Here is a 19,498-nt window from a genome sequence, read left to right as displayed (position 1 = left end):
GTGTGAACTGGAAAGGCCTTGATCGCCCCTATATGGCCGTGCCCCTGCTGCTGATCGCCGTGCTCGCCATGGTGATATTGCCGCTGCCGCCCTGGCTGCTGGACGCGCTTTTTACCTTCAATATCGTGCTGGCGATCCTGGTGCTGCTGGTGGCGGTGTCGGCCCGCCGGCCCCTGGACTTTTCGGTGTTTCCCACCGTGCTGCTGGTGGCCACCCTGATGCGGCTGACCCTCAACGTGGCCTCGACCCGGGTGGTGCTGCTCAGCGGCCACGAGGGGGCGGGAGCGGCGGGCAAGGTGATTGAAGCCTTTGGCGAGGTGGTGATCGGCGGCAACTACGTGGTGGGCATGGTGGTGTTCGTGATCCTGATGATCATCAACTTTGTGGTGATCACCAAGGGCGGCGAGCGGATATCGGAAGTGGCGGCGCGCTTTACCCTGGACGCCCTGCCGGGCAAGCAGATGGCCATTGACGCCGACCTTAACGCCGGCGCCATCGATCAGGAGCAGGCCCGCCACCGCCGGCAGGAAGTGGCCCGGGAAGCCGACTTCTACGGCTCCATGGACGGGGCTTCCAAGTTCGTGCGCGGGGATGCCATCGCCGGCCTGCTGATCCTGTTCATCAACCTGCTGGGCGGCTTCATGATCGGCATGTTCCAGTATCAACTGAGCGCCGCCGAGGCCTTCCAGCGCTTTGCCCTGCTGACCATAGGGGACGGCCTGGTGGCCCAGATCCCCTCGCTGCTGCTGGCCACCGCCGCCGCCATTATCGTGACCCGGGTCAACGACGACAGTGACATGTCGTCCCAGGTGGGCCAGCAACTGCTGGCGTCGCCCAAGGTGGTATGGACCGGCGCCGCCGTCATGCTGATCCTGGGGCTGGTGCCCGGCATGCCGACCCTGGTGTTTCTGCTGTTTGCCGCCGTACTGGGCTACGTGGCCTGGCGTCTGCAGCAGTCCCGGGCCACTCAGGCCGATCCCCTGGAGCAGGCCGAGACCCTGCTGGCCCGGGAGCAGGATACCGCGCTCGGCTGGCAGGATCTGCCTGCGGTGGATCTGCTGACCCTGGAGCTGGGCTACCGGCTGGTCAACCTGGTGAATGAGGAGCAGGGCGCGCCCCTGCTGGGCCGTATTCGCGGGGTGCGCAAGAGCCTGTCGGAGCAGGCCGGCTTTCTGCTGCCCGAGGTGCGGGTGCGCGACAACCTGCAACTGTCGCCCCAGGAGTACCGCATCAAGCTGGCCGGGGTGGTGATGGCCAGTGGCAGCGCCGACGGCGAGCGTATGCTGGCCATCAACAAGGGGGAGACCTACGGCGAGGTGGACGGCGAGCTGACCCAGGATCCCGCCTACGGCATGCCGGCGGTGTGGATCGAGCCGGGCAACAAGGCCAAGGCGCTGAACTACGGCTATGCGGTGGTGGACTCCGCCAGCGTGGTGGCCACCCACGTCAGCAAGCTGATGCGCGAGCACCTGCCGGAGCTGCTGGTGCTGGATGACGTGAGCCGCTGGCAGGAGCGGCTGCAGCAGCAGGCGCCCAAGCTCGCCGAGCTGCTGGCCGAGGCGGTGCCGCCGGTGCTGCTGCTCAGGGTGTTCCGCTACCTGTTGAAGGAGCAGGTTAGTCTGGCGGACGTGGTCACCATCGCCACCGCCCTGGTGGAAGGGGCCGAGATCACCAAGGATCCCGTGCTGTTGGCGGCGGATGTACGTTGTGCTCTGAAGCGGGTCATTGTCCGCCAGATCATGGGAGAACGCGGCGTGTTGAGTGCCTTTACCCTGGCCGACACCCTGGAGCAGACCCTGCTCGGTGCCCTGGGCCAGGCCCAGCAGCAGAATGCCAAAACCAGCATCGACAGCTTTCCGGTCGAGCCCAATTTGCTGTCCCAGCTGCAGCAGAAAATGCCGGCGGTGGCCGAAACCCTGCAGGAGCAGGGCGTGCCGGCGGTGCTGCTGGTGATGCCCCAGTTGCGTCCGCTGCTGGCCCGTTACGGCGCCGTGTTCGCCAAAGGCCTCAAGGTGCTGTCCTACAACGAGGTGCCCGAGCACATTCAGATTGACGTGGTCGGCACCCTGGGCTGAGGAGGCCGGCCCCGGGGAAGCCCGGTTTCCTGAGGCCAATACCCCCAATAAAATCAAGGACAGGGTTGCAAAGTCCTTGTTTTTTTAGTCAAATATTGACGCACAGAAATACGATTGCTGATGACAAGGGCAAACTGCGTGAAAGCGCAGGACGCAAAGCTTCCGGTCTAAGGGAACCATGTTCCTAGGATAGCGGGGCCGCCAAGGCAGGTTACCTTCCGGCGTTTCGCCACCTGTAAAACCTTTCTCAGCGTTACTTCACATCCTGGCCTGGTGCCGGGCCGGTACTTTGTGCCGGCAGTAAATGACAAGAAGCAACATGAACAACCTTGCAACACTGAAAGGCATGGCCTGCCTTGGTGTGTTGCTGGGCAGCCCCGGGGTCGTCGCCGATTACGCGACCGATCTGGATCAGGCTGCCTGGCGCGCCGAACGCACGGCCTCCCGTTGTGTGCTGGAACATGCTATCGAGCAGGTGGCCACCGCCCGTTTCAGCGCCAACGGTAAAGCACCCCCGGTGCTGGAAGTGAACTGGCACGCCCGGGGCATACAGGGCGGTCAGACCACCCTGTCGGTGGTGTCGGCCCCCTGGCAGCCGGCGACCGAGCAGCCCCTGGCTCAAAGCCACTGGCAGCGCCAGCAACTGCGTTTTGACCAGCACATTCCCGAGGCGCTCCATGCCCTGGCCGACGGCCGCTGGCTGGCCATTTCCGCACCGGGCAACCCCCACCGGCTGGTGATCTCCGGCATTCATTTTCAGCAGGCCCACAACGACTTTCGGCTGTGCCGGGGCGAGGGCGGTGTGGATCGCGCCTTTAACGGCGAGCGTCTGACCCTGCACTTTCAGAGTGGCACCCGGGCGCTGAGCCCGGAGCAGCGCCGGCAACTGGCGGCCCTGGCCGCCCATATCGGTGAGCGCAAACCGGCGTCCCTGCTGCTGGAATCCCATACCGACAACCGCGGCGACGAGGCCCTGAACCTTGAGATCTCCCGGCAACGGGCCGAGCGCGTGGCCGATGAGCTGCGCCGCTTCCATCCTGCGCTGCCGATGGCCATTCGCGCCTTTGGTGAAGCCTATCCTGCAACCGACAACTCCACCCCCGCCGGCCGTTACCAGAACCGGCGCGTCGTTATTTCTCTTATCAAGGCGGAGCAAGCATCATGAACATGGGGACTCAGTCTTCTTCTTTGCTGTGGCTGATTTCAACGGGCGGCCTGTCCGATGTCTGTCACGGGGCCCTGCTGGCCGAAGGTTACCGTATCGAGCCCATGACGGTGCTGTCCCGCAGTGAGCACAAACCGGGCGTGATCCTGGTGGACAGCGACACCGGCCCCGGTTTTGCCGGGCACATTCAGACCCTGGTGAGCCGCTTTCCCCAGGCGGTGATCCTGGCCATGGTGGAACACGGAGAAAGCGCCCTGGCCGGCGAGGCCCTGCGCGCCGGCGCCAGCGACTATGTGCTCAAGCCGTTTCAGCCCAGCCAGCTGCTGCGGGTGCTGGGCCAGAGCCTGGCGCTGCGCCACAGCACCGGCGACATGGTGGTACGCTCTCGGGCCGGCCTGCAGGTGCTGCAGCTGGCCTACCGGGCGGCGCAAACCCCGGCAGCGGTGCTGATCGGCGGCGAGTCCGGTACCGGCAAGGAGTGCCTGGCCCGCTACATTCACCAGGTGTCCGACCGCCGTGACGGCCCCTTTGTGGCGGTCAACTGTGCCGCCATTCCCGAAAGCATGCTGGAGGCGGTGCTGTTCGGTTACAGCAAGGGCGCCTACACCGGCGCGGCCCAGGCCCAGGCGGGCAAGTTTGAGCTGGCCAACGGCGGCACCCTTCTGCTGGATGAAATTGCCGAAATGCCCCTGGGGCTGCAGGCCAAGCTGCTGCGGGTGCTGCAGGAAAGGGAAGTGGAGCGCCTGGGCAGCCACCAGAAGGTGCGGCTGAATGTGCGCATCGTGGCGGCGAGCAACAAGGATCTGCGCGAGGCGGTGAGTGCCGGGGAATTCCGCGAAGATCTGTTCTACCGCCTGGACGTGCTGCCCCTGGGCTGGCCGCCGCTGCGCGAGCGGGTCGAAGACATCATGCCCCTGGCCCGGCATTTTCTGCACAAATACGGCGAGGGCGAGTCGTTCCGCTTCAGTGCCGACGCCGAGCGCGCCCTGCTGGGCCATCCCTGGCCGGGCAACATTCGCGAGCTGGAAAACGTCATTCAGCGAGCGCTGATCCTGGCCCGCAGCGCCATTATTGACGTGGCCGATCTGATGCTGCCCGGCGCCGCCCGCCCGGCCAACAGCCTGATCACCCTGAGTCAGCCGGCGGCGGAGCCCGCTGCCGAAGGGCTGCAGGCCAGCCGTCAGCGCGCCGAATTCGACTACGTATTGCAGGTGCTGCGCCGGCACAGCGGCCACCGTTCCCGTACCGCCGAAGCCCTGGGGCTGACCACCCGGGCACTGCGCTACAAGCTGGCCGCCATGCGTGAGCAGGGCATTGACATCGACCGCGCCACAGGAGCCTGACCATGACCATTTCCCCCGAAAGTGCCCAGCAGGCCATGCTGGTGCGTCTCAGCCAGTTGCAGCAACAGGCCCAGGGCGGCACCGCCATTACTCCGTCGGCGGAGCCGGGCTCCTTTGGCGAGCTGATGAAAACCACGGTGCGGGCCATCAACCACGAGCAGGTACAGGCCTCCGGCCTGATGACGGCGGTGGAAACCGGCGCCAGCGAGGATCTGGTGGGCGCCATGCTGGCCAGCCAGAAGGCGGGCCTGAGTTTTTCCACCCTGGTACAGGTGCGCAACAAGCTGATGACCGCGTTTGACGACATCATGCGCATGCCGCTGTAAGGAGCATTCATGGCACAAGCAAGCACATTGCTGGCCGCCGGCCAGCCGCTGAAGGCGGGGTTTGGCAAGGCTCAGGCGCGCTGGCAGGGGCTGTCGGCCCATCATCGCCAGGTCCTGCTGCTGGGAGGGCTGGCGCTGCTTATCGCCGCCGTTGTGGTGGCCTTGTTGTGGCAGGCCGGGCGCAGTTTCGTGCCCCTGTACGGCAAGCAGGAGCTGTATGACCAGGCGCGCATCGTCGAGGTGCTGGAGCAGGATCAGATCCCCTTTCGGCTGGACAGCCACAGCGGCCAGATCCTGGTGGAAGAAAGCCAGCTGGGGCCGGTGCGCATGCGGCTGGCGTCCCAGGGGGTCAAGGCGATGCTGCCCGCGGGCATGGATGAGTTGGCGCAAGGTACCGGGTTCGGCACCAGCCAGTTTATGGAAACCCGCCGCTACCGCCACGCCCTGGAAGGGGAACTGGCGCGGACCATCATGGCCCTGGACTGGGTGCGTCAGGCCCGGGTTCACCTGGCCATGCCCGAGCGTACCCTGTTTATCGGCCGGGCCGAGCAGGTGCCCACCGCCTCGGTGATGCTGGACGTGGTGCCCGGCCACCAGCCGGATCCGGCCCAGGTGGAGGGCATCGTCAATCTGGTGTCCGGCAGTGTGCCGGGTATGACCCGGCAAAAGGTGTCGGTGATTGATCAGAGCGGCCAGCTGCTCAGTGACGAGCTGGCCATCAACGGCCAGAGTCGGGGGCTCAGCCTGCGCCAGGTGGAATACAGCCGCCAGCTGGAGCAGCAACTGGCCCAGCGGGCCCGGGACATGCTCTACCCGGTGCTGGGCGCCAGCAACTTTCGCGTGCAGGTGACCGCGGATCTCGACTTCAACGCGGTGGAGGAAACCCGGGAGAGCCTGGATCAGACCCCGGTGCTGCTCAGTGAAACCGGCAGTGAAAACCGGACCCAGAACAGCCTGGGGCTGGGCATTCCCGGGGCGCTGTCCAATACCCCGCCCCGGGGGGATGCCGAGGGTGACGAAGCCGAGAGCAAGGACAACCAAAGCCGGCGTGAGCAGCGGGAATACCAGCGCCAGTTCGACAGCGGCCGCTCGGTGGTGCATACCCGCTACCAGAGCGGCCGCATCAAGCAGTTGAGCGTGTCGGTGCTGCTCAACAAGGGGGCGGCGCCAGAAGGAGGCTGGGATCAGGGACAGCTCGAACAGCTGGGGCAAATGGTGCAGGGCGCCGTGGGGTTCAGCCCGGCCCGGGGTGACCGTTTTGCCCTGTCGAGCTTTGACTTCGCCCCTCAGGCGGTGCTGAGCGAGTTTCCGGAACCGCTGGCCTGGTGGCAGCAGCCGGAGATCCAGACCTATGCCCGCTACCTGCTGGGCGCCTTTATGGTGCTGGCGGTGCTGCTGCTGGGGGTGCGTCCGCTGGTGCGTCATTTGGGTACCAACCAGAAGGCGGCGGCCCTGCGGGAACTGCAGTCGACCCTGCCGGCGGCCACCGACATGGATGCCGGCACGGCGCGGCTGGCGGGCAACACCGGCACCAGTGAACGGGCCGGCCCCCACACCACGCTGCCCTGGCAGGCGGACGAGCGCGAGTGGCAGCTGCCGCCGCCGGGCAGCGAGCTGACGGTGCAGGTGACCCACCTGCAACTGCTGGCGGAACGGGAAACCGACAGGGTGGCGGAAGTCATCAAGCACTGGATAAAAGACAATGACTGAGCAACTGACCGAACAGGCCGCGGGCCTGAGTCTGAAAGAAACCGAAAAGGCCGCCGTGCTGTTGCTGAGCATGGGCGAGAACGCCGCGGCGCGGGTGCTGCAGCGCCTCGACCGGGACGAGGTCAACAAGGTGACCACCGCCATGGCGCGGCTCTCGGGCGTCTCCGCCGAGTCGGCCCGGGGCACCTTGCAGGAGTTTTTTGATCTCTACCGCCAGCAGAGCGGCATCAACTCCGCGTCTCGGGAATACCTGGAGCGCACCCTGGATCTGGCGCTGGGCGAAAAACTGGCCCGAGGCCTGCTGGACTCCATGTACGGCGACGTGGTGCGCCGGGAAATCCAGCGCCTGCAATGGGTGCAGCCCGAGCTGCTGGCGCGTTTTCTGCAGCAGGAGCACCCCCAGATGCAGGCGGTGATCCTGGCGTTTCTGCCCGCCGACTCCGCCGCCGCCGTGCTCTCCCTGCTGCCGGCGGACAGCCACGACGAGCTGCTGCTGCGGGTGGCGAACCTCAACGAGGTGAGCGAGTTCGTGGTGGTGGAGCTCAAGGCGGCGCTGACCCGCTGCATGGAATTCGTGGCCCACAATGCCGGTGCCCGGGTCGACGGGGTGCGCCAGGTGGCGGACATCGTCAACCGTTACCAGGGCAACCGCGGCCAGCTGATGGAGTCCATCAAGCTGCACAACGCCGACAAGGCCAGTGACATCGAGCGCAACATGTACGACTTTACCAGCCTGGCCCGGCAGACCCCGGAAACCCTGCAGCGCATTGTGCAGGATCTGCCGCTGGAGGTGCTGGGGCTGGCGCTCAAGGGCGCCGAAAGTCCGGTACGCCGGGTGTTGCTGGAAGCCATGCCCCGGCGCATGGCCCAGCAGATGGAGCAGGACATGCTGCGCCAGGGCGCCGTGGCCGTGAGCCGGGTCGAAAACGCCCGTCAGGAGGTGATGAACCTGGTGCGCGAGCTGGTCGAACAGGGCGAGCTGGAGTTCCAGCTCTATGAAGAGCAGGTGGTGAGCTAGTGACACGACACACCAAGGGCGCGCTGGCCTACCGCCGCTACCGCTTTCCGCCCCTGTACGGCGAACCTTCGCGGCATGAGGCGACTGAGCAAGAAGAGCCCGCCGCCTACAGCCAGGGGCTGGAGCAGGGTTATGAAGAGGGGTTTGGACAGGGCCATGCCGCCGGCCTTGAACGCGGCCGCCAGGAAGGGCTCCGGCTGGGGCTGGAGCAGGGCACCGAGCAGGGCCGCCAACAGGGACTGGCCCAGTTGCGGGAGCTGCAGCACAGCCTGGCCGAGGAGCTGCGCCAGTGGCAGAGCGGCGCCGAGCAGCAGTGGCAGCAGCTGTCGCTGTCGGCCCTGCGCCAGCAGCGGGAGCAACTGTGCGAACTGGTGGAGCAGGTGGCCCGTCGGGTGATCCGCACCGAGCTGACCCTGAATCCGCAGCAGGTGCTGGCCATTGTCGAAGAAGCCCTGGCCGGCATCGATGCCCGCACCCAGGAACTGCAGCTGTTCGTCAATCCCGATGATTGCGCCCGGCTGAGGGAGATAGGCATTACCGAGTGCCAGGGCTGGGCGCTGCATGAGGATGCGGCATTGGCGCCGGGGGACTGCCGCATCGAGACCGAAACCCTGACCCTGGAAGCCCTGACCGAGGAGCGCCTGCAAAAGGGCATGGCGCGGGTGGCCCAAAGCCTGGATGGCGCTGATGAGCCTGCTTGAGCACCGGTTGCAGCTGGCCCGGGCCGCGCTCAGCGAGGAGCTGGATATCGGCCAGGTCTACGGCCGGCTGCTCAGGGTCACCGGCAACCTGCTGGAAGTGTCCGGCTGCCGGTTGGTGCTGGGCCAGCGCTGTTGCATCGACACCGACGGCGGCGGTGAGCTGGAAGCGGAAGTGGTGGCCCTGGATCGGGAGCAGGCGCTGTTACTGCCGCTGACGTCGGCTTCGGGCCTCTATACCGGCGCCCGGGTGCGACCGCTGGCCGGCGAGGATCGGCTGGCGGTGTCAGCGGCGCTGCTGGGGCGCATCGTCGACGGCCTGTTGCGCCCGCTCGATGGCCGGCCGCCGGCCCAGGGCCAGCCGGTGCCCTGGCAGTGCGCGGCGCCCAATCCGCTGTTGCGCCGCCGGGTGAGCGAACCATTGGACGTGGGGGTGCGCGCCATCAATGGCCTGCTGACCCCCGGCAAGGGGCAGCGGCTGGGGCTCTTTGCCGGCCCCGGCGTGGGCAAGAGCGTGCTGCTCGGCATGATGGCCCGCTACACTCGGGCCGACGTGGTGGTGGTGGGGCTGATTGGCGAGCGGGGCCGGGAAGTGCGGGAATTCATCGACGACTGCCTGGGCGCGCAGGGCCGGGCCCGGTCGGTGGTGATCGCCGCCCCCGCGGATCAGAGCCCGCTGATGCGGGTGCGGGCGGCGGAAAGCTGTCACCGGGTGGCGGAGCATTTTCGCGATCAGGGCCAGGACGTGCTGCTGCTGATGGACTCGCTCACCCGTTACGTGCAGGCCCGGCGGGAAATCGGCCTGGCAGTGGGCGAGCCGCCGGTGGCCCGGGGCTATCCGCCGTCCGCCTTCAGTGCCCTGACCGGGCTGGTGGAGCGGGCCGGCAACGGCGAGCAGCCGGCGGGCAGCCTCACCGCCTTTTACACCGTGCTGGCGGAAGGGGACGATCAGCAGGATCCGGTGGCCGATGCGGCCCGGGCCATCCTCGATGGCCATGTGGTGCTCAGCCGGCAGCTGGCGGAGCAGGGCCACTATCCGGCCATCGATATCGGCGCTTCCATCAGCCGGGTGATGAGCAAGGTGGCCGGCCCCGATCACCTGGCCCGGGCGGTGCAGTGCAAACGCTGGTTCGGCCTCTACCAGCAGGTGCGGGAGCTGCTGCCCCTGGGGGGCATTCAGAGCGGTAAAAGTCAGGAAACCGACGAGGCCATTGCCCGCTACCCGGCCCTGGCCGCCTTTTTGCAGCAGGGCGAGCTGGAGCCGGTGAGCCTGGCAGAGACGTTACAGCAGCTGGCCGAACTGACCGGAGACACTCGTGCGCAACCATCTGATTAATCAGCAGCGTGAACAACTGCACGGCCTCATTCAACAGCGCGACAAATTGAATGAACGGGCCGAAAAACTGCAGCAGCAACATCAGGCCCTGGAGCAGGCCAGACGTGGCCTTGCCGGCGTGCCGGCGGCGGCCAGCCCGGTCAGCCTGTTGAATCAGGGGCTGATCCGCCAGCAGCTGAATACGGTGATTGACGGCCACCGTCGTCAGCTGGCGGCGGCACAGCAGGACAGCGAACGGTTGCAGCGGCTCAGCCGCCAGCAGGCGGGCAAGGTAAAGGGGCTGGAGCTGCTGGAGCAGCGCCGGGCAGACACCGCCCGCCGCGATGCCCAGCGGCGGGAATGGGAAGCTCAGCTGGAATGGTGTTGTCGAACCGTACGCCATGTTTAAAGCGGCATATATCGACCGTCGCCTGGTCATACCGGCCTTTGAGCCGGTATTTTTCTGCGGATCCCGGTTACGGTGGCAGAGCTCCCTGTATCGACTCCGGGTCAAGCCCGGAGAGACGGCCTTTGGGGTCAGGCCGGCTGATACACCGCGTCGGTAACGCCCAGGCGGTGCTCCAGCCACTCCTTCTGGCTGGCCAGCAGCCGGCCGTTGCCGTCGTTCAGGGCCCGGCACAGGCGCGCCTGTTGCAGCAACGCCTGCCAGAGTTCGCCGAGCTGGCCGGACAGGGGGGCGGGCAGCTTGTGGCAGAGCTGCTCGGGCGAGGCGACGCCCAGCTCGGCCAGCAGGGTGTCACGGCGGGCGGCGAGTTCGGCCAGCTGCCCGGTGAGTGTGGTTTGTTGCGGGTTGTGGCTGAGCAGGCCCTGATGATCCTGGCCGGTCAGCAGCCGGGCCTGATGTTGCAGCAGCCGGTGCAGGTGTTCATACCCCTGGCGCTCCTGTTGCAGCGTTTGCCAGAGTTGCCTGAGAAGAGCCCTGCTCATCGCCGATGCAGCTCCACGATGGCCCGGGACAGCGCCTCCAGATCCAGCGGCAGTTCGTCATTGGCGATGGCCTGGCGCAGCCGGGCGACCTTGTCCATGTCGACCTCGGGCATGGCCTTCAGGCTTTCCCGGGCCTGTTGCACCATGCCCAGCTCCGGGCTGAGCTCGGTCTGGCCCGGCTGGCCGGCGGCCCCGGACTGGGTGAGCGGGCCCCGGGGTTTTTCCTGGCTGGAAACCAGGGTCAGCGGGGTGGTGCGGTGAGGGCTGATTTTCATCTGAGTATCCATTGTGTTTGCAGCTGTCTGTGAATAACGACCGGCGTTGCCGGCATCTTTAACGCAGGCTTTGCACCCGGTTTTCCGCCACCACCCGGGCCTGGATCACCTTGCCCGAGTCCGCATTGCGCACCCGCACCAGCTCGCCCAGGCTGCCATTGCCCAGGGCGGTGCCCTTGGTGGTGATGGCAAAGCCGTCCCCCACCGCCTCGATCACCACCAGTTCCTTTTTCTTTACCAGCCACAGCGGCGCCAGCAGCGCCGGATACAACGGCTCGCCCGCCGGCAGATCCCGCAGCAGTCGTTGCTGCGGCGGCCGCTGGCCGCTGATAAAGCCCCGGTGCAACCGCTCCAGGCTCAGGCTTTCCAGCCGCACCGAGGACGGCGTTATTTCCTGCTCCCGGCGCAGGCGCTCGGCGGCCACCCACACCGGCATGCGCACCTTGACTTCTACCCGGGCGCGGCTGGTCCAGCCCGGCTGATCCGGGCAATGAACAAGATAGGGCACTCGGCCCCAGGGCTCGCCATCGGCCTGGGCCGGTTCAAAGCGCAGCGGCACCGTGCACGGGGGCAGGCGGGACGCACCGGCGGGCAGCCAGGGACTGAACTCGGCCTGGTAGGGCAGCCAGTCCTGCTCGCCGGCGTGGGCGGCCAGCCGTTGCCCGGCGGCGCGGGTCAGCTCATCGGCCAGCTCGGCCTGCACGGAACAGGAAGCAACCAGCAACAGCAGCCAGGTCCGTTTTCCGGGGGGAAGGTGACCTTCCCGAAGACGCCGGTAAAGGGCGGAAGTTAATATGTAAATATATGAAAATATTGGCATTTAATTGATGGCACAAATCTTGTAGGTCGATGCGGAACCAATGTGAGCAACTGGAAAGGTACAGCAAATGGCACTGGGGTTCGACAAGGCGCTGGGCGTTCATCCGTATGCATTATCCCTCAGGATGGACAGAACGCAATTACTGGCCGGCAATCTGGCCAATGTGGATACCCCCGGCTACCAGGCCCGGGATATCGACTACAAGGCGGTCTTGCAGCACACCGAAAACGCCCTGCGCCGGGGGGCGGAGCGGCCGGGCATGGCGGCCGAGAGCCTGTACCGGGTGCCCTACCAGCCGTCCCGGGACGGCAACACCGTGGAGCTGTCGGTGGAGCAGACCGCCTTTGCCGAAAACGCCATGGATTTTCAGACCAGCCTGACCTTTCTGAACCTCAAGTTACGCGGCCTGCAACAGGCCATAGAAGGACGTTGATTATGTCGTTTCGCGGAGTGTATGACATCGCGGCCAGCGCCCTGCAGGCGCAGACCAGCCGCATGAACACGGTGGCCTCCAACCTGGCCAACGCCGGCTCGGTGGCCGCCAGTGAAGACGAGGCCTACCGGGCCATCAAGCCGGTGTTCGCCACCCTCTACCAGCAAACCCAAGCCGGCGAGCTGGCCGGTGCCAGGGTCAATATCGCCGGGGTGCTGCCCTCGGATCGCCAGCCCGAGCAGCGCTATCAGCCGGATCATCCCCTGGCCAACGCCGACGGCCATGTCTATTACGCCGGGGTCAATGTGATGGAAGAAATGGCCGACATGATGTCCGCCTCGCGCAGTTTCGAGTCGGCGGTGGAAGTGATTGGTCGGGTCAACAGCATGCAGCAGGGGCTGCTCAACCTGGGGCAGCGTTAATCATGGCACTGGCAAGTATCAACGGGTTGGACAATGCCGGCGCCGGCCAGAAGAACGCCATTGCACCGGCGGGGGAGGTGAGCAGCCTGCGCAGCGAGTTTCTGCAGATGATGGTGGCCCAGATCAACAATCAGGATCCCCTCAATCCTCTGGACGGCACCCAGTACGTAACCCAGCTGGCCCAGTTCAGCATGGTGGAAGGCATCGAGCAGATGAAGGTGCAGGGTCAGCAGCAGGCCACCCTGCTCGACACCCTGCAGGTGCTGGGCAGCACCTCGCTGATGGGCAAAAAGGTCACGGTGCCGGTGCAGTCCATCAGCCTGAGCGAACCCGAACGTCTGAGCGGCACCATACCGGTGCCGGCGGGCACCGGGCAGCTCTCTCTGGAGGTGTACGACCAGCAGGGCAAGCGGGTGCACCAGCAGGAATGGCATTCGCCCACCGGCGAGCAGACGTTTGCGCTGGCCGAGCTGCCGCCCGGTGACTACGAGTTCAGGGTCACCGCCACCCGGGAGGGCAGCCGTCTGTCCTTGTCACCCTATCTGGAGCGCACCGTGGAAAAGGTCAGCCTGCCCGCCGGGGGCGGCGACATCATGCTGGGACTGGCCGGAGTCGGCCAGATGTCATTGTTCAAGGTGACCGAGTTCGGTCAGTCCTAACGGAAGGAAGTCAGTTATGTCCATGAGTATCGGCCTGAGCGGCCTGCGGGCCACCAGCCAGTCGCTGGGGGTGATCAGCCACAACATCGCCAACGTGTCCACCGCCGGCTTCAAGAGCGCCCGGGCGGAGTTTGCCGCCGTGTACGGCGGCGGTCAGCCGGGCGGGGTGGAAGTCAATAACGTGTCCCAGAACTTCGAGCGGGACGGCGACGTGGTCAACACCGGCCGGGCCCTGGATCTGGCCATTTCCGGCAATGGCTTTTTCATGACCAGCCTGAACGGCCAGACCGCCTTTACCCGGGCCGGCACCTTCAACCGGGACGCCGACAACTACATCGTCAGCGGCAACGGCATGCGCCTGCAGGGCTACATGACCAATGAAGCGGGCCAGTTGCAGCAGGGGGTGATCGAGGATCTGCAGGTGGACGGCGCCGGCCTGCCGGCCCAGGCCAGCACCAACCTGGCCTTTACCGCCAACCTCAAGGCGGATGCCCAGACCATAGACCCGGCGGTCACCCCCTTTGATCCGGCGGATGCCGGCAGTTACAACTTTTCCCAGTCCATCGAGGTGTTCGACTCGCTCGGCACCCGTCATGTGCTGACCCAGTACTTCGTCAAGACCGCCGACAACAGCTGGCAGGTGCATCGCCAGATGGATGGCGCTGCCATGGGCGCGCCCCAGACCATGACCTTTGACACCGCCGGCAAGCTGACCTCGGCCACGACCGTGAACCTGACCCACCCGCTGGCCGCCGCCGATCCCCTGAACATTACCCTGAACCTGGCCGGCTCCACCCAGTACGCCGGTGAGTTCAGCGTGTCCCGCAACCAGCCCGACGGTTATACCGCCGGGGAGCTGGCGGGCCTGCGCTTTGAGTCCAACGGCGACATGTATGCGGTGTTCACCAACGGCCAGGATCAGCTCAAGGGCAAGGTGGTGATGGCCGACTTCGCCAACCCCAACGGCCTGCGCCAGGGCGACAACACCAGCTGGTACCAGAGCTTTGCCTCGGGCGCCCCGGTGCTGGGTGAGCCGGGCACCGGCACCCTGGGCAGCCTGACCGCCGGCGCCTATGAAGGCTCCAACGTCGAACTGACCGGCGAGCTGGTCAACCTGATGACCGCCCAGCGCAACTATCAGGCCAACTCCAAAAGCATCAGCGCCGCCGACAAGATGACGCAGGTGCTGTTCAACTCCTTCTGAGGCCGCTGAATGGATCGTTTGCTTTATACCGCCATGTCCGGGGCCCAGCACGCCATGATGGCTCAAGGGATCCGCGCCAACAACTTGGCCAACGCCAACACTCAAGGGTTTCGCGCCGACTACGAGCAGGCCTCGGCCCGCTTCCTTGAGGGAGACGGCCTGCACACCCGGGCCCTGGCCCAGAGCCTGCCCGCCGGCACCAACCTGGCCGCCGGGCCCTTGCAGCAAACCGGCCGCGATCTGGACATCGCCATTCAGGGCGACGGCTTTATCGCGGTGCAAAGCGGTGAGAACGAAGCCTATACCCGGGCCGGCAACATGCTGGTCAGCCCCGAAGGCGAGCTCACCATTAATGGCCACCCCGTGGTGGGCGAGGGCGGCGCCCTGGTCTTGCCCGAATTCAGCCAGCTGGAAATTGGCAGCGACGGCACCGTCAGCCTGACCCCGCCCGGGGGCGGCGCCCAGATTGAGGGAGGCCGCATCAAGCTGGTACGGCCCGAGGACGGCCAGCTGAAAAAGGGCCTCGACGGGCTGTTTTACGCGGATCAGCCCGAGCCGCTGGCGATGGATGAGAACATTGTGCTCAAGCAGGGCTATCTGGAAGGGGCCAATGTCAACGTGGTGGAGGAGATGGTGCAGACCATGGCCCTGGGCCGGCAGTTCGAGCTGCAGGTGCGGGCCATGAAGACCGCCGATGATCAGGCCCGGGCCGGTGCTCGCCTGATCCGCGGCAGCTGACCCCTCAGTCATTCAACACAGTCAACAGGATAAACAACCATGCATGCAGCCTTGTGGGTAAGCAAAACCGGTCTCAGCGCGCAGGACGCGCGCATGACCGCCATTTCCAACAACCTGGCCAACGTCAACACCGTGGGTTTCAAGCGGGACAGAGTGGCCTTTGAAGATCTGTTTTACCAGGTGCAGCGTCAGCCCGGGGCGGCGGCGGATCAGCAGAACCAGATCCCCACCGGTATTCAGATGGGCAACGGCGTCAAGGTGGTGGGCACCCAGAAGGTGTTTACCACCGGCAATTTTCAGAACACCGGCCAGGAGCTGGACATGGCCATTGTCGGCCAGGGCTTCTTTCAGATTGAGCGTCCCAACGGCGAGCTGGTCTACACCCGCAACGGCCAGTTTCACCGCAATGCCGACGGCCTGATGGTCAACGCCGAAGGCCTGCCGCTGGTGCCCCAGATTGAGATTCCGGAAAACGCCATCAATGTCACCGTGGGCGCCAACGGCATCGTCACCGCCACCCTGGCGGGCCAGGCCGAGCCTCAGGAGCTGGGCCTGATCACCCTGGCCAATTTTTCCAACCCGGCCGGGCTTGAGGCCATGGGCGGAAACCTGTATCGCCAGACCGGCGCCTCCGGCGAGCCGATGGAAGCGCAGGCCGGCGACGATGCCCTGGGCACCCTCAAGCAGGGAACCCTGGAAGGCTCCAACGTCAACGTGGTGGAGGAAATGGTGGACATGATCACCACCCAGCGCTCCTACGAGATGAATGCCAAGGTGGTGTCGGCAGCCGATCAGATGCTCAAGTTTGTAAGCCAGGCGCTCTGATGAACACACGCCATGGCACCTGGGCGGCCGTACTGTTGATGCTGAGCGGCTGCACCACCTATGAGCTGATCCCGCCCGAGCCGGGGGAAGACGATTGGGCGCCGACCCTGGCCCAAGGGCCGGTGCAGCCGCCGGCCCGGGACGGCAGCGCCTTCAGCAACCGCACCATGATCGCCCTGTTTCAGGACAGGCGCGCCTTTCGCGTGGGCGACATGCTGACGGTGGTGCTGCAGGAACGCACCCAGTCCAGCAAGAAGGCGGACACCAGCCTCGACAAGAGCAGCAGCATTGATATTCCGGTACCGCTGGTGGGACGCAAGCTGCGCACCAACCTGACCGCCGAAGCCAGTGCCGACCGGGACTTCAGCGGCTCGGCCAGCACCAGCCAGCAAAATACCCTGTCCGGCTCGATCACGGTGACGGTGGCGGAAGTGCTGCCCAACGGCGTGCTCAGGGTCAAAGGGGAGAAATGGATCCGGCTGAATCAGGGCGATGAATACGTGCGTCTGCAGGGGCTGGTACGCATGGATGATATCGACAGCCACAACCGGGTGCCGTCCCAGCGCCTGGGCGATGCCCGCATCACCTATGCCGGCCGCGGCGCCCTGGCCGACACCAACCAGGCCGGCTGGCTATCGCGCTTCTTTAACAGCAGCTGGTTCCCTCTCTAGGAGCTGAGAATGAAATATTCGTTTGTGATCATGCTGTGCCTGATGCTCGGTGCTATGTCGGCGCCGGCCCGGTCCAGTGAGCGACCGCTGCTGGATGTGGTGGACGTGCAGGGCATTCGCGACAACCAGCTGGTGGGCTACGGCCTGGTGGTGGGGCTGTCGGGCACCGGCGATCGCAGCCAGGTCAAGTTCACCGGCCAGTCGATGACCAGCATGCTGCGCCAGTTTGGCGTGCAGCTGGAAGAGGGCACCGATCCCCGGCTCAAGAACGTGGCGGCGGTGTCGGTGCACGCCACCCTGCCGGCATTGGCGGGGCGCGGCCAGACCCTGGACGTGACGGTGTCCTCCATCGGCGACGCCAAGAGCCTGCGCGGCGGGACCTTGCTGCTGACCCCCCTGCGCGGGGTGGACGGTCAGGTCTATGCGGTGGCCCAGGGCAACCTGGTGGTGGGCGGACTCAAGGCCGAGGGCAACAGCGGCTCGTCCATTACCGTCAACGTACCGACCGCCGGCCTCATTCCCAACGGGGCGCTGATTGAGCAGGAGATACCGTCTAACTTCGTCAGCGAGCCGGTGGTGACCCTGAACCTGAAAGAGGCCAATTTCCGCAGCGCCCGCAACGTGGAGCTGGCCATCAACCGGGTGTTCGGGCCCGATGTGGCCCAGGCCACCGGCCCCCGCGCCATTGAGGTGAGGGCGCCGTCCGACGCCCGCCAGCGGGTGACCTTTATGTCGATGCTGGAAGACATTCGGGTGGAAACGGGGCCCAAACGGCCCAAGGTGGTGTTCAACAGCCGCACCGGCACCGTGGTGGTGGGGCAGAACGTGCGGGTGCGGGCGGCGGCGGTGAGCCACGGCGATCTGACGGTGACCATTACCGAGCGTTTTAATGTCAGCCAGCCCAATGCCCTAGCCCAGGGGGAGACCACGGTCACGCCCGAGTCGGATCTCAAGGTGGAGCAGGAGCCGGGCAAGATGTTTGTCTGGCCCGAGGGCACCGAACTCAATGAAATCGTGCAGGCGGTCAACAGCCTGGGTGCCAAGCCGGATGCGCTGATGTCGATCCTGCAGGCGCTGGACGAAGCCGGCGCCCTTGAGGGCGAGCTGGTGGTGTTGTAACGGAGAGTGAAAACGTCATGAAAACCGAGCAGAGCCAGTACCTGAACTGGCAGGGGCTGGAGCACATCAAGCGCCAGTCTCCCCAGCAGGGCCTGGAGCAGGCCGCCGAGCAGTTTGAAGCCATGTTTCTGCAAATGGTGCTGAAAAACATGCGTTCCGCCACCGATGCCCTGCGGGATCCGGACAGCCCTTTTGCGCCGGGCCCGCAGCAGGCGATGATGCGGGACTGGTACGACGGCCAGATCGCCATGAACATGGCCTCTCAGGGACAGACCGGCCTCAGAGAGCTGATGGTCAGCCAGCTGGGACAGCCGTTAAAGAGTGCCGCCGGGGCGGTCGTTAGCAACAATGAGACTTCCCTTGCCGCCTTCAGCCAGCCGCTGCGGGTGGCCAAACACGGATAATGTGAAATGGCGATGATCAACAATGGCCTGTCGGGGCTGCTGGCGGCCCAGACCGCGCTCAACACCATGAGCCAGAACGTGGCCAACGTGAACGTGCCCGGCTACAGCCGCCAGGAAGTGCAGCTGGCGGCCCGCCAGACCGGCTTTGGGGTGATGGGCGGCAGCGGTGTACAGGTGACCGGCCTGCGCCGGGTGGCCGACGACTTTCTTACCGCCCAGCTGTGGCGGGCCGAATCCGAGGCCGGCCAGCGCCGGCAGGTGAGCGATTACCTGGGGCAGATGGAAACCGTGCTGGGCAGTAAAGACAGCAGTCTGCTGCCCGGGCTCAATCAGTTTTTCGCCTCCCTGCACGGGGCAGCGGAAACGCCCCAGAGCCTGGCCCCGCGCCAGCAGATCATCGCCTCGGCCGAGGCCCTGGCCCAGCGTTTCAATCATTTGAGCTCCCAGCTCGATGCCCAGGAGCGGCGGGTGCTGGATCAGCTCGACGCCTCCAACAGCCAGGCCAACAGCCTGCTGGCCCAAGTGGCCGAGCTGAACGAAAAAATCAAGGCGGTGGGCGCCCGGGGCGGCAACGTCGGCGTGCTGGAAGACAGCCGCGACGAGACCCTGCGTCAGCTGTCGGGGCTGGTGGAAATCCGCTCCTCCCGCCAAGCCGACGGCACCATCAACGTCAGCCTCAGTCAGGGGCAGCCCCTGGTGCTGGGCAACCAGGCGGCGCAGATCAGCCGCGACGATACGCGAGTGTCGGTGCGGTTCAGTGGCCAGGACTATCCCCTTAACGGCGACATCGGCGGCAGCCTGGGCGGCCTGATGCTGCACCGGGCCGAGCAGTTGCAGCCGGCCCGGGAGGAACTCGACACCCTGGCCGAAGGGCTGGCCAGCCAGATTAACCAGCAGCTGGCCCAGGGGGTGGATCTCAACGGTCAGCCCGGTGCGCCGCTGTTCAGCTTTACCCCCGACGATGGCGCCGGCAGCCTGAGGGTCAGCGACGGCTTTACCCCCGAGCAGCTGGCGTTGTCCGGCAGCACCAGCCCGGGGCCGGGCAACAACGACAACCTGCAGGCCCTGCTGGGGCTGGAGGACGGCAGCTACGAGCAGTATCGCGGTCTGGTGGGGGACTTGGCCATTACCAGCGCCCAGTGGCAGGCCGACGCGGCTGCCGCCGGCAATATCCGCACCGAGGCCCAGGCCCGGCGGGACGGGGTAAGCGGCGTGAATCTGGATGAAGAAGCCATGAACATGATGAGCTATGTGCAGAACTACCAGGCCAATGCCAAGGTGATCGGCACCGCCGACCAGCTGTTCAACACCCTGCTCAACATGATTTAAC

At 65.8% G+C, this 19,498-nt stretch carries 22 protein-coding genes and 1 riboswitch; of the genes, 19 read left to right on the top strand and 3 right to left on the bottom strand.

The window, feature by feature from the left end; translation table 11 throughout:
- Window positions 1-32 precede the first annotated feature (32 nt).
- The 9 genes from flhA to GU3_RS14450 all read left to right on the top strand — a co-directional run bounded on the left by flhA (window position 33) and on the right by GU3_RS14450 (window position 10,059).
- The gene (flhA, locus tag GU3_RS14490) at window positions 33-2,075 is read left to right on the top strand and encodes a flagellar biosynthesis protein FlhA (RefSeq protein ID WP_014293278.1); all 2,043 of its coding nucleotides are present in this window, start codon (window positions 33-35) and stop codon (window positions 2,073-2,075) included.
- Between the two features lie 118 nt (window positions 2,076-2,193).
- Window positions 2,194-2,281, top strand: a riboswitch (cyclic di-GMP riboswitch).
- Window positions 2,282-2,394: 113 nt separating this feature from the next.
- Window positions 2,395-3,240: an OmpA family protein gene (locus GU3_RS14485; protein ID WP_014293277.1), complete on the top strand. Its 846-nt coding sequence runs from the start codon at window positions 2,395-2,397 to the stop codon at window positions 3,238-3,240.
- Entirely contained in the window at window positions 3,237-4,583 is a 1,347-nt protein-coding gene (locus GU3_RS14480) for a sigma-54-dependent Fis family transcriptional regulator (RefSeq protein WP_014293276.1), read from the top strand. Before GU3_RS14485 ends, GU3_RS14480 begins: the two co-directional genes overlap by 4 nt.
- Window positions 4,584-4,585: 2 nt before the next feature.
- Window positions 4,586-4,909 (top strand): flagellar hook-basal body complex protein FliE, encoded by a 324-nt coding sequence (gene fliE, locus GU3_RS14475; protein WP_014293275.1) that lies wholly within the window; start codon window positions 4,586-4,588, stop codon window positions 4,907-4,909.
- A gap of 9 nt (window positions 4,910-4,918) precedes the next feature.
- The gene (gene fliF, locus GU3_RS14470) at window positions 4,919-6,619 is read left to right on the top strand and encodes a flagellar basal-body MS-ring/collar protein FliF (protein ID WP_014293274.1); all 1,701 of its coding nucleotides are present in this window, start codon (window positions 4,919-4,921) and stop codon (window positions 6,617-6,619) included.
- Window positions 6,612-7,637, top strand: a complete 1,026-nt coding sequence (locus GU3_RS14465; protein ID WP_014293273.1) for a FliG C-terminal domain-containing protein — start codon at window positions 6,612-6,614, stop codon at window positions 7,635-7,637. Before fliF ends, GU3_RS14465 begins: the two co-directional genes overlap by 8 nt.
- Window positions 7,637-8,338 carry a FliH/SctL family protein gene (locus GU3_RS14460; protein WP_014293272.1) on the top strand — a complete coding sequence of 234 codons (702 nt, stop codon included), beginning with the start codon at window positions 7,637-7,639 and terminating at the stop codon, window positions 8,336-8,338. Before GU3_RS14465 ends, GU3_RS14460 begins: the two co-directional genes overlap by 1 nt.
- A complete protein-coding gene (locus tag GU3_RS14455) occupies window positions 8,325-9,671 on the top strand; it encodes a FliI/YscN family ATPase (RefSeq protein ID WP_014293271.1) in 1,347 nt (448 codons plus the stop codon). The genes GU3_RS14460 and GU3_RS14455 overlap by 14 nt, the downstream gene beginning before the upstream one ends.
- On the top strand, window positions 9,652-10,059 hold the full coding sequence (locus GU3_RS14450; RefSeq protein WP_014293270.1) for a hypothetical protein: 408 nt from the start codon (window positions 9,652-9,654) through the stop codon (window positions 10,057-10,059). Before GU3_RS14455 ends, GU3_RS14450 begins: the two co-directional genes overlap by 20 nt.
- Window positions 10,060-10,187: 128 nt before the next feature.
- Here GU3_RS14450 and flgN read toward each other — a convergent pair whose 3' ends face one another.
- Genes flgN through flgA form a run of 3 tightly spaced genes read right to left on the bottom strand, consistent with a single transcriptional unit; the run spans window position 10,188 to window position 11,597 of the window.
- Complete coding sequence (gene flgN / locus GU3_RS14445) at window positions 10,188-10,598, bottom strand: flagellar export chaperone FlgN (protein ID WP_014293269.1); 411 nt, start codon at window positions 10,596-10,598, stop codon at window positions 10,188-10,190.
- A complete protein-coding gene (gene flgM, locus GU3_RS14440; RefSeq protein ID WP_014293268.1) occupies window positions 10,595-10,873 on the bottom strand; it encodes a flagellar biosynthesis anti-sigma factor FlgM in 279 nt (92 codons plus the stop codon). Before flgM ends, flgN begins: the two co-directional genes overlap by 4 nt.
- Window positions 10,874-10,931: 58 nt before the next feature.
- Window positions 10,932-11,597 carry a flagellar basal body P-ring formation chaperone FlgA gene (gene flgA, locus GU3_RS14435; protein ID WP_014293267.1) on the bottom strand — a complete coding sequence of 222 codons (666 nt, stop codon included), beginning with the start codon at window positions 11,595-11,597 and terminating at the stop codon, window positions 10,932-10,934.
- A 163-nt stretch (window positions 11,598-11,760) separates the two neighbouring features.
- On the opposite strand from flgA, the gene flgB reads away from it, so the two are divergent.
- Genes flgB through flgK form a run of 10 tightly spaced genes read left to right on the top strand, consistent with a single transcriptional unit; the run spans window position 11,761 to window position 19,497 of the window.
- Window positions 11,761-12,126: a flagellar basal body rod protein FlgB gene (flgB, locus tag GU3_RS14430; RefSeq protein ID WP_014293266.1), complete on the top strand. Its 366-nt coding sequence runs from the start codon at window positions 11,761-11,763 to the stop codon at window positions 12,124-12,126.
- A gap of 2 nt (window positions 12,127-12,128) precedes the next feature.
- Window positions 12,129-12,548, top strand: coding sequence for a flagellar basal body rod protein FlgC (gene flgC, locus GU3_RS14425; protein WP_014293265.1), 420 nt, complete (start codon window positions 12,129-12,131; stop codon window positions 12,546-12,548).
- Window positions 12,549-12,550: 2 nt separating this feature from the next.
- A complete protein-coding gene (locus GU3_RS14420) occupies window positions 12,551-13,207 on the top strand; it encodes a flagellar hook assembly protein FlgD (RefSeq protein WP_014293264.1) in 657 nt (218 codons plus the stop codon).
- A 16-nt stretch (window positions 13,208-13,223) separates the two neighbouring features.
- On the top strand, window positions 13,224-14,411 hold the full coding sequence (gene flgE, locus GU3_RS14415) for a flagellar hook protein FlgE (protein WP_014293263.1): 1,188 nt from the start codon (window positions 13,224-13,226) through the stop codon (window positions 14,409-14,411).
- A 9-nt stretch (window positions 14,412-14,420) separates the two neighbouring features.
- Window positions 14,421-15,149: a flagellar basal-body rod protein FlgF gene (gene flgF, locus GU3_RS14410; RefSeq protein ID WP_014293262.1), complete on the top strand. Its 729-nt coding sequence runs from the start codon at window positions 14,421-14,423 to the stop codon at window positions 15,147-15,149.
- Between the two features lie 39 nt (window positions 15,150-15,188).
- Entirely contained in the window at window positions 15,189-15,974 is a 786-nt protein-coding gene (flgG, locus tag GU3_RS14405) for a flagellar basal-body rod protein FlgG (protein WP_014293261.1), read from the top strand.
- Window positions 15,974-16,645, top strand: coding sequence for a flagellar basal body L-ring protein FlgH (gene flgH / locus GU3_RS14400; RefSeq protein WP_014293260.1), 672 nt, complete (start codon window positions 15,974-15,976; stop codon window positions 16,643-16,645). The genes flgG and flgH overlap by 1 nt, the downstream gene beginning before the upstream one ends.
- Before the next feature lie 9 nt (window positions 16,646-16,654).
- On the top strand, window positions 16,655-17,764 hold the full coding sequence (gene fgIL, locus GU3_RS14395; RefSeq protein WP_014293259.1) for a lateral flagellar basal body P-ring FlgIL: 1,110 nt from the start codon (window positions 16,655-16,657) through the stop codon (window positions 17,762-17,764).
- Between the two features lie 17 nt (window positions 17,765-17,781).
- Window positions 17,782-18,168 (top strand): rod-binding protein, encoded by a 387-nt coding sequence (locus GU3_RS14390; RefSeq protein WP_014293258.1) that lies wholly within the window; start codon window positions 17,782-17,784, stop codon window positions 18,166-18,168.
- A 6-nt stretch (window positions 18,169-18,174) separates the two neighbouring features.
- Window positions 18,175-19,497 carry a flagellar hook-associated protein FlgK gene (flgK, locus tag GU3_RS14385; protein WP_014293257.1) on the top strand — a complete coding sequence of 441 codons (1,323 nt, stop codon included), beginning with the start codon at window positions 18,175-18,177 and terminating at the stop codon, window positions 19,495-19,497.
- The last annotated feature ends 1 nt before the right edge of the window (window position 19,498 follow it).

Origin of the sequence: Oceanimonas sp. GK1, from assembly GCF_000243075.1 — a bacterium.
Lineage (GTDB): Bacteria > Pseudomonadota > Gammaproteobacteria > Enterobacterales > Aeromonadaceae > Oceanimonas.
The sequence above is the reverse complement of the archived record's forward strand: the minus strand, read 5'-3'. Positions and strand labels throughout refer to the sequence as shown.

Excerpts from the sequence above, each read along its gene's own strand:
- flgM (WP_014293268.1), bottom strand. The coding sequence starts at position 10,873 with ATGAAAATCAGCCCTCACCGCACCACCCCGCTGACCCTGGTTTCCAGC.
- GU3_RS14465 (WP_014293273.1), top strand. The coding sequence starts at position 6,612 with ATGACTGAGCAACTGACCGAACAGGCCGCGGGCCTGAGTCTGAAAGAA.
- flgC (WP_014293265.1), top strand. The coding sequence starts at position 12,129 with ATGTCGTTTCGCGGAGTGTATGACATCGCGGCCAGCGCCCTGCAGGCG.
- GU3_RS14480 (WP_014293276.1), top strand. The coding sequence starts at position 3,237 with ATGAACATGGGGACTCAGTCTTCTTCTTTGCTGTGGCTGATTTCAACG.
- GU3_RS14485 (WP_014293277.1), top strand. The coding sequence starts at position 2,395 with ATGAACAACCTTGCAACACTGAAAGGCATGGCCTGCCTTGGTGTGTTG.
- fliE (WP_014293275.1), top strand. The coding sequence starts at position 4,586 with ATGACCATTTCCCCCGAAAGTGCCCAGCAGGCCATGCTGGTGCGTCTC.
- flgK (WP_014293257.1), top strand. The coding sequence starts at position 18,175 with ATGGCGATGATCAACAATGGCCTGTCGGGGCTGCTGGCGGCCCAGACC.
- flgE (WP_014293263.1), top strand. The coding sequence starts at position 13,224 with ATGTCCATGAGTATCGGCCTGAGCGGCCTGCGGGCCACCAGCCAGTCG.
- flgG (WP_014293261.1), top strand. The coding sequence starts at position 15,189 with ATGCATGCAGCCTTGTGGGTAAGCAAAACCGGTCTCAGCGCGCAGGAC.
- GU3_RS14455 (WP_014293271.1), top strand. The coding sequence starts at position 8,325 with ATGAGCCTGCTTGAGCACCGGTTGCAGCTGGCCCGGGCCGCGCTCAGC.
- flgB (WP_014293266.1), top strand. The coding sequence starts at position 11,761 with ATGGCACTGGGGTTCGACAAGGCGCTGGGCGTTCATCCGTATGCATTA.
- flgN (WP_014293269.1), bottom strand. The coding sequence starts at position 10,598 with ATGAGCAGGGCTCTTCTCAGGCAACTCTGGCAAACGCTGCAACAGGAG.
- flgF (WP_014293262.1), top strand. The coding sequence starts at position 14,421 with ATGGATCGTTTGCTTTATACCGCCATGTCCGGGGCCCAGCACGCCATG.
- GU3_RS14390 (WP_014293258.1), top strand. The coding sequence starts at position 17,782 with ATGAAAACCGAGCAGAGCCAGTACCTGAACTGGCAGGGGCTGGAGCAC.
- fgIL (WP_014293259.1), top strand. The coding sequence starts at position 16,655 with ATGAAATATTCGTTTGTGATCATGCTGTGCCTGATGCTCGGTGCTATG.
- fliF (WP_014293274.1), top strand. The coding sequence starts at position 4,919 with ATGGCACAAGCAAGCACATTGCTGGCCGCCGGCCAGCCGCTGAAGGCG.
- flhA (WP_014293278.1), top strand. The coding sequence starts at position 33 with ATGGCCGTGCCCCTGCTGCTGATCGCCGTGCTCGCCATGGTGATATTG.
- GU3_RS14420 (WP_014293264.1), top strand. The coding sequence starts at position 12,551 with ATGGCACTGGCAAGTATCAACGGGTTGGACAATGCCGGCGCCGGCCAG.
- flgH (WP_014293260.1), top strand. The coding sequence starts at position 15,974 with ATGAACACACGCCATGGCACCTGGGCGGCCGTACTGTTGATGCTGAGC.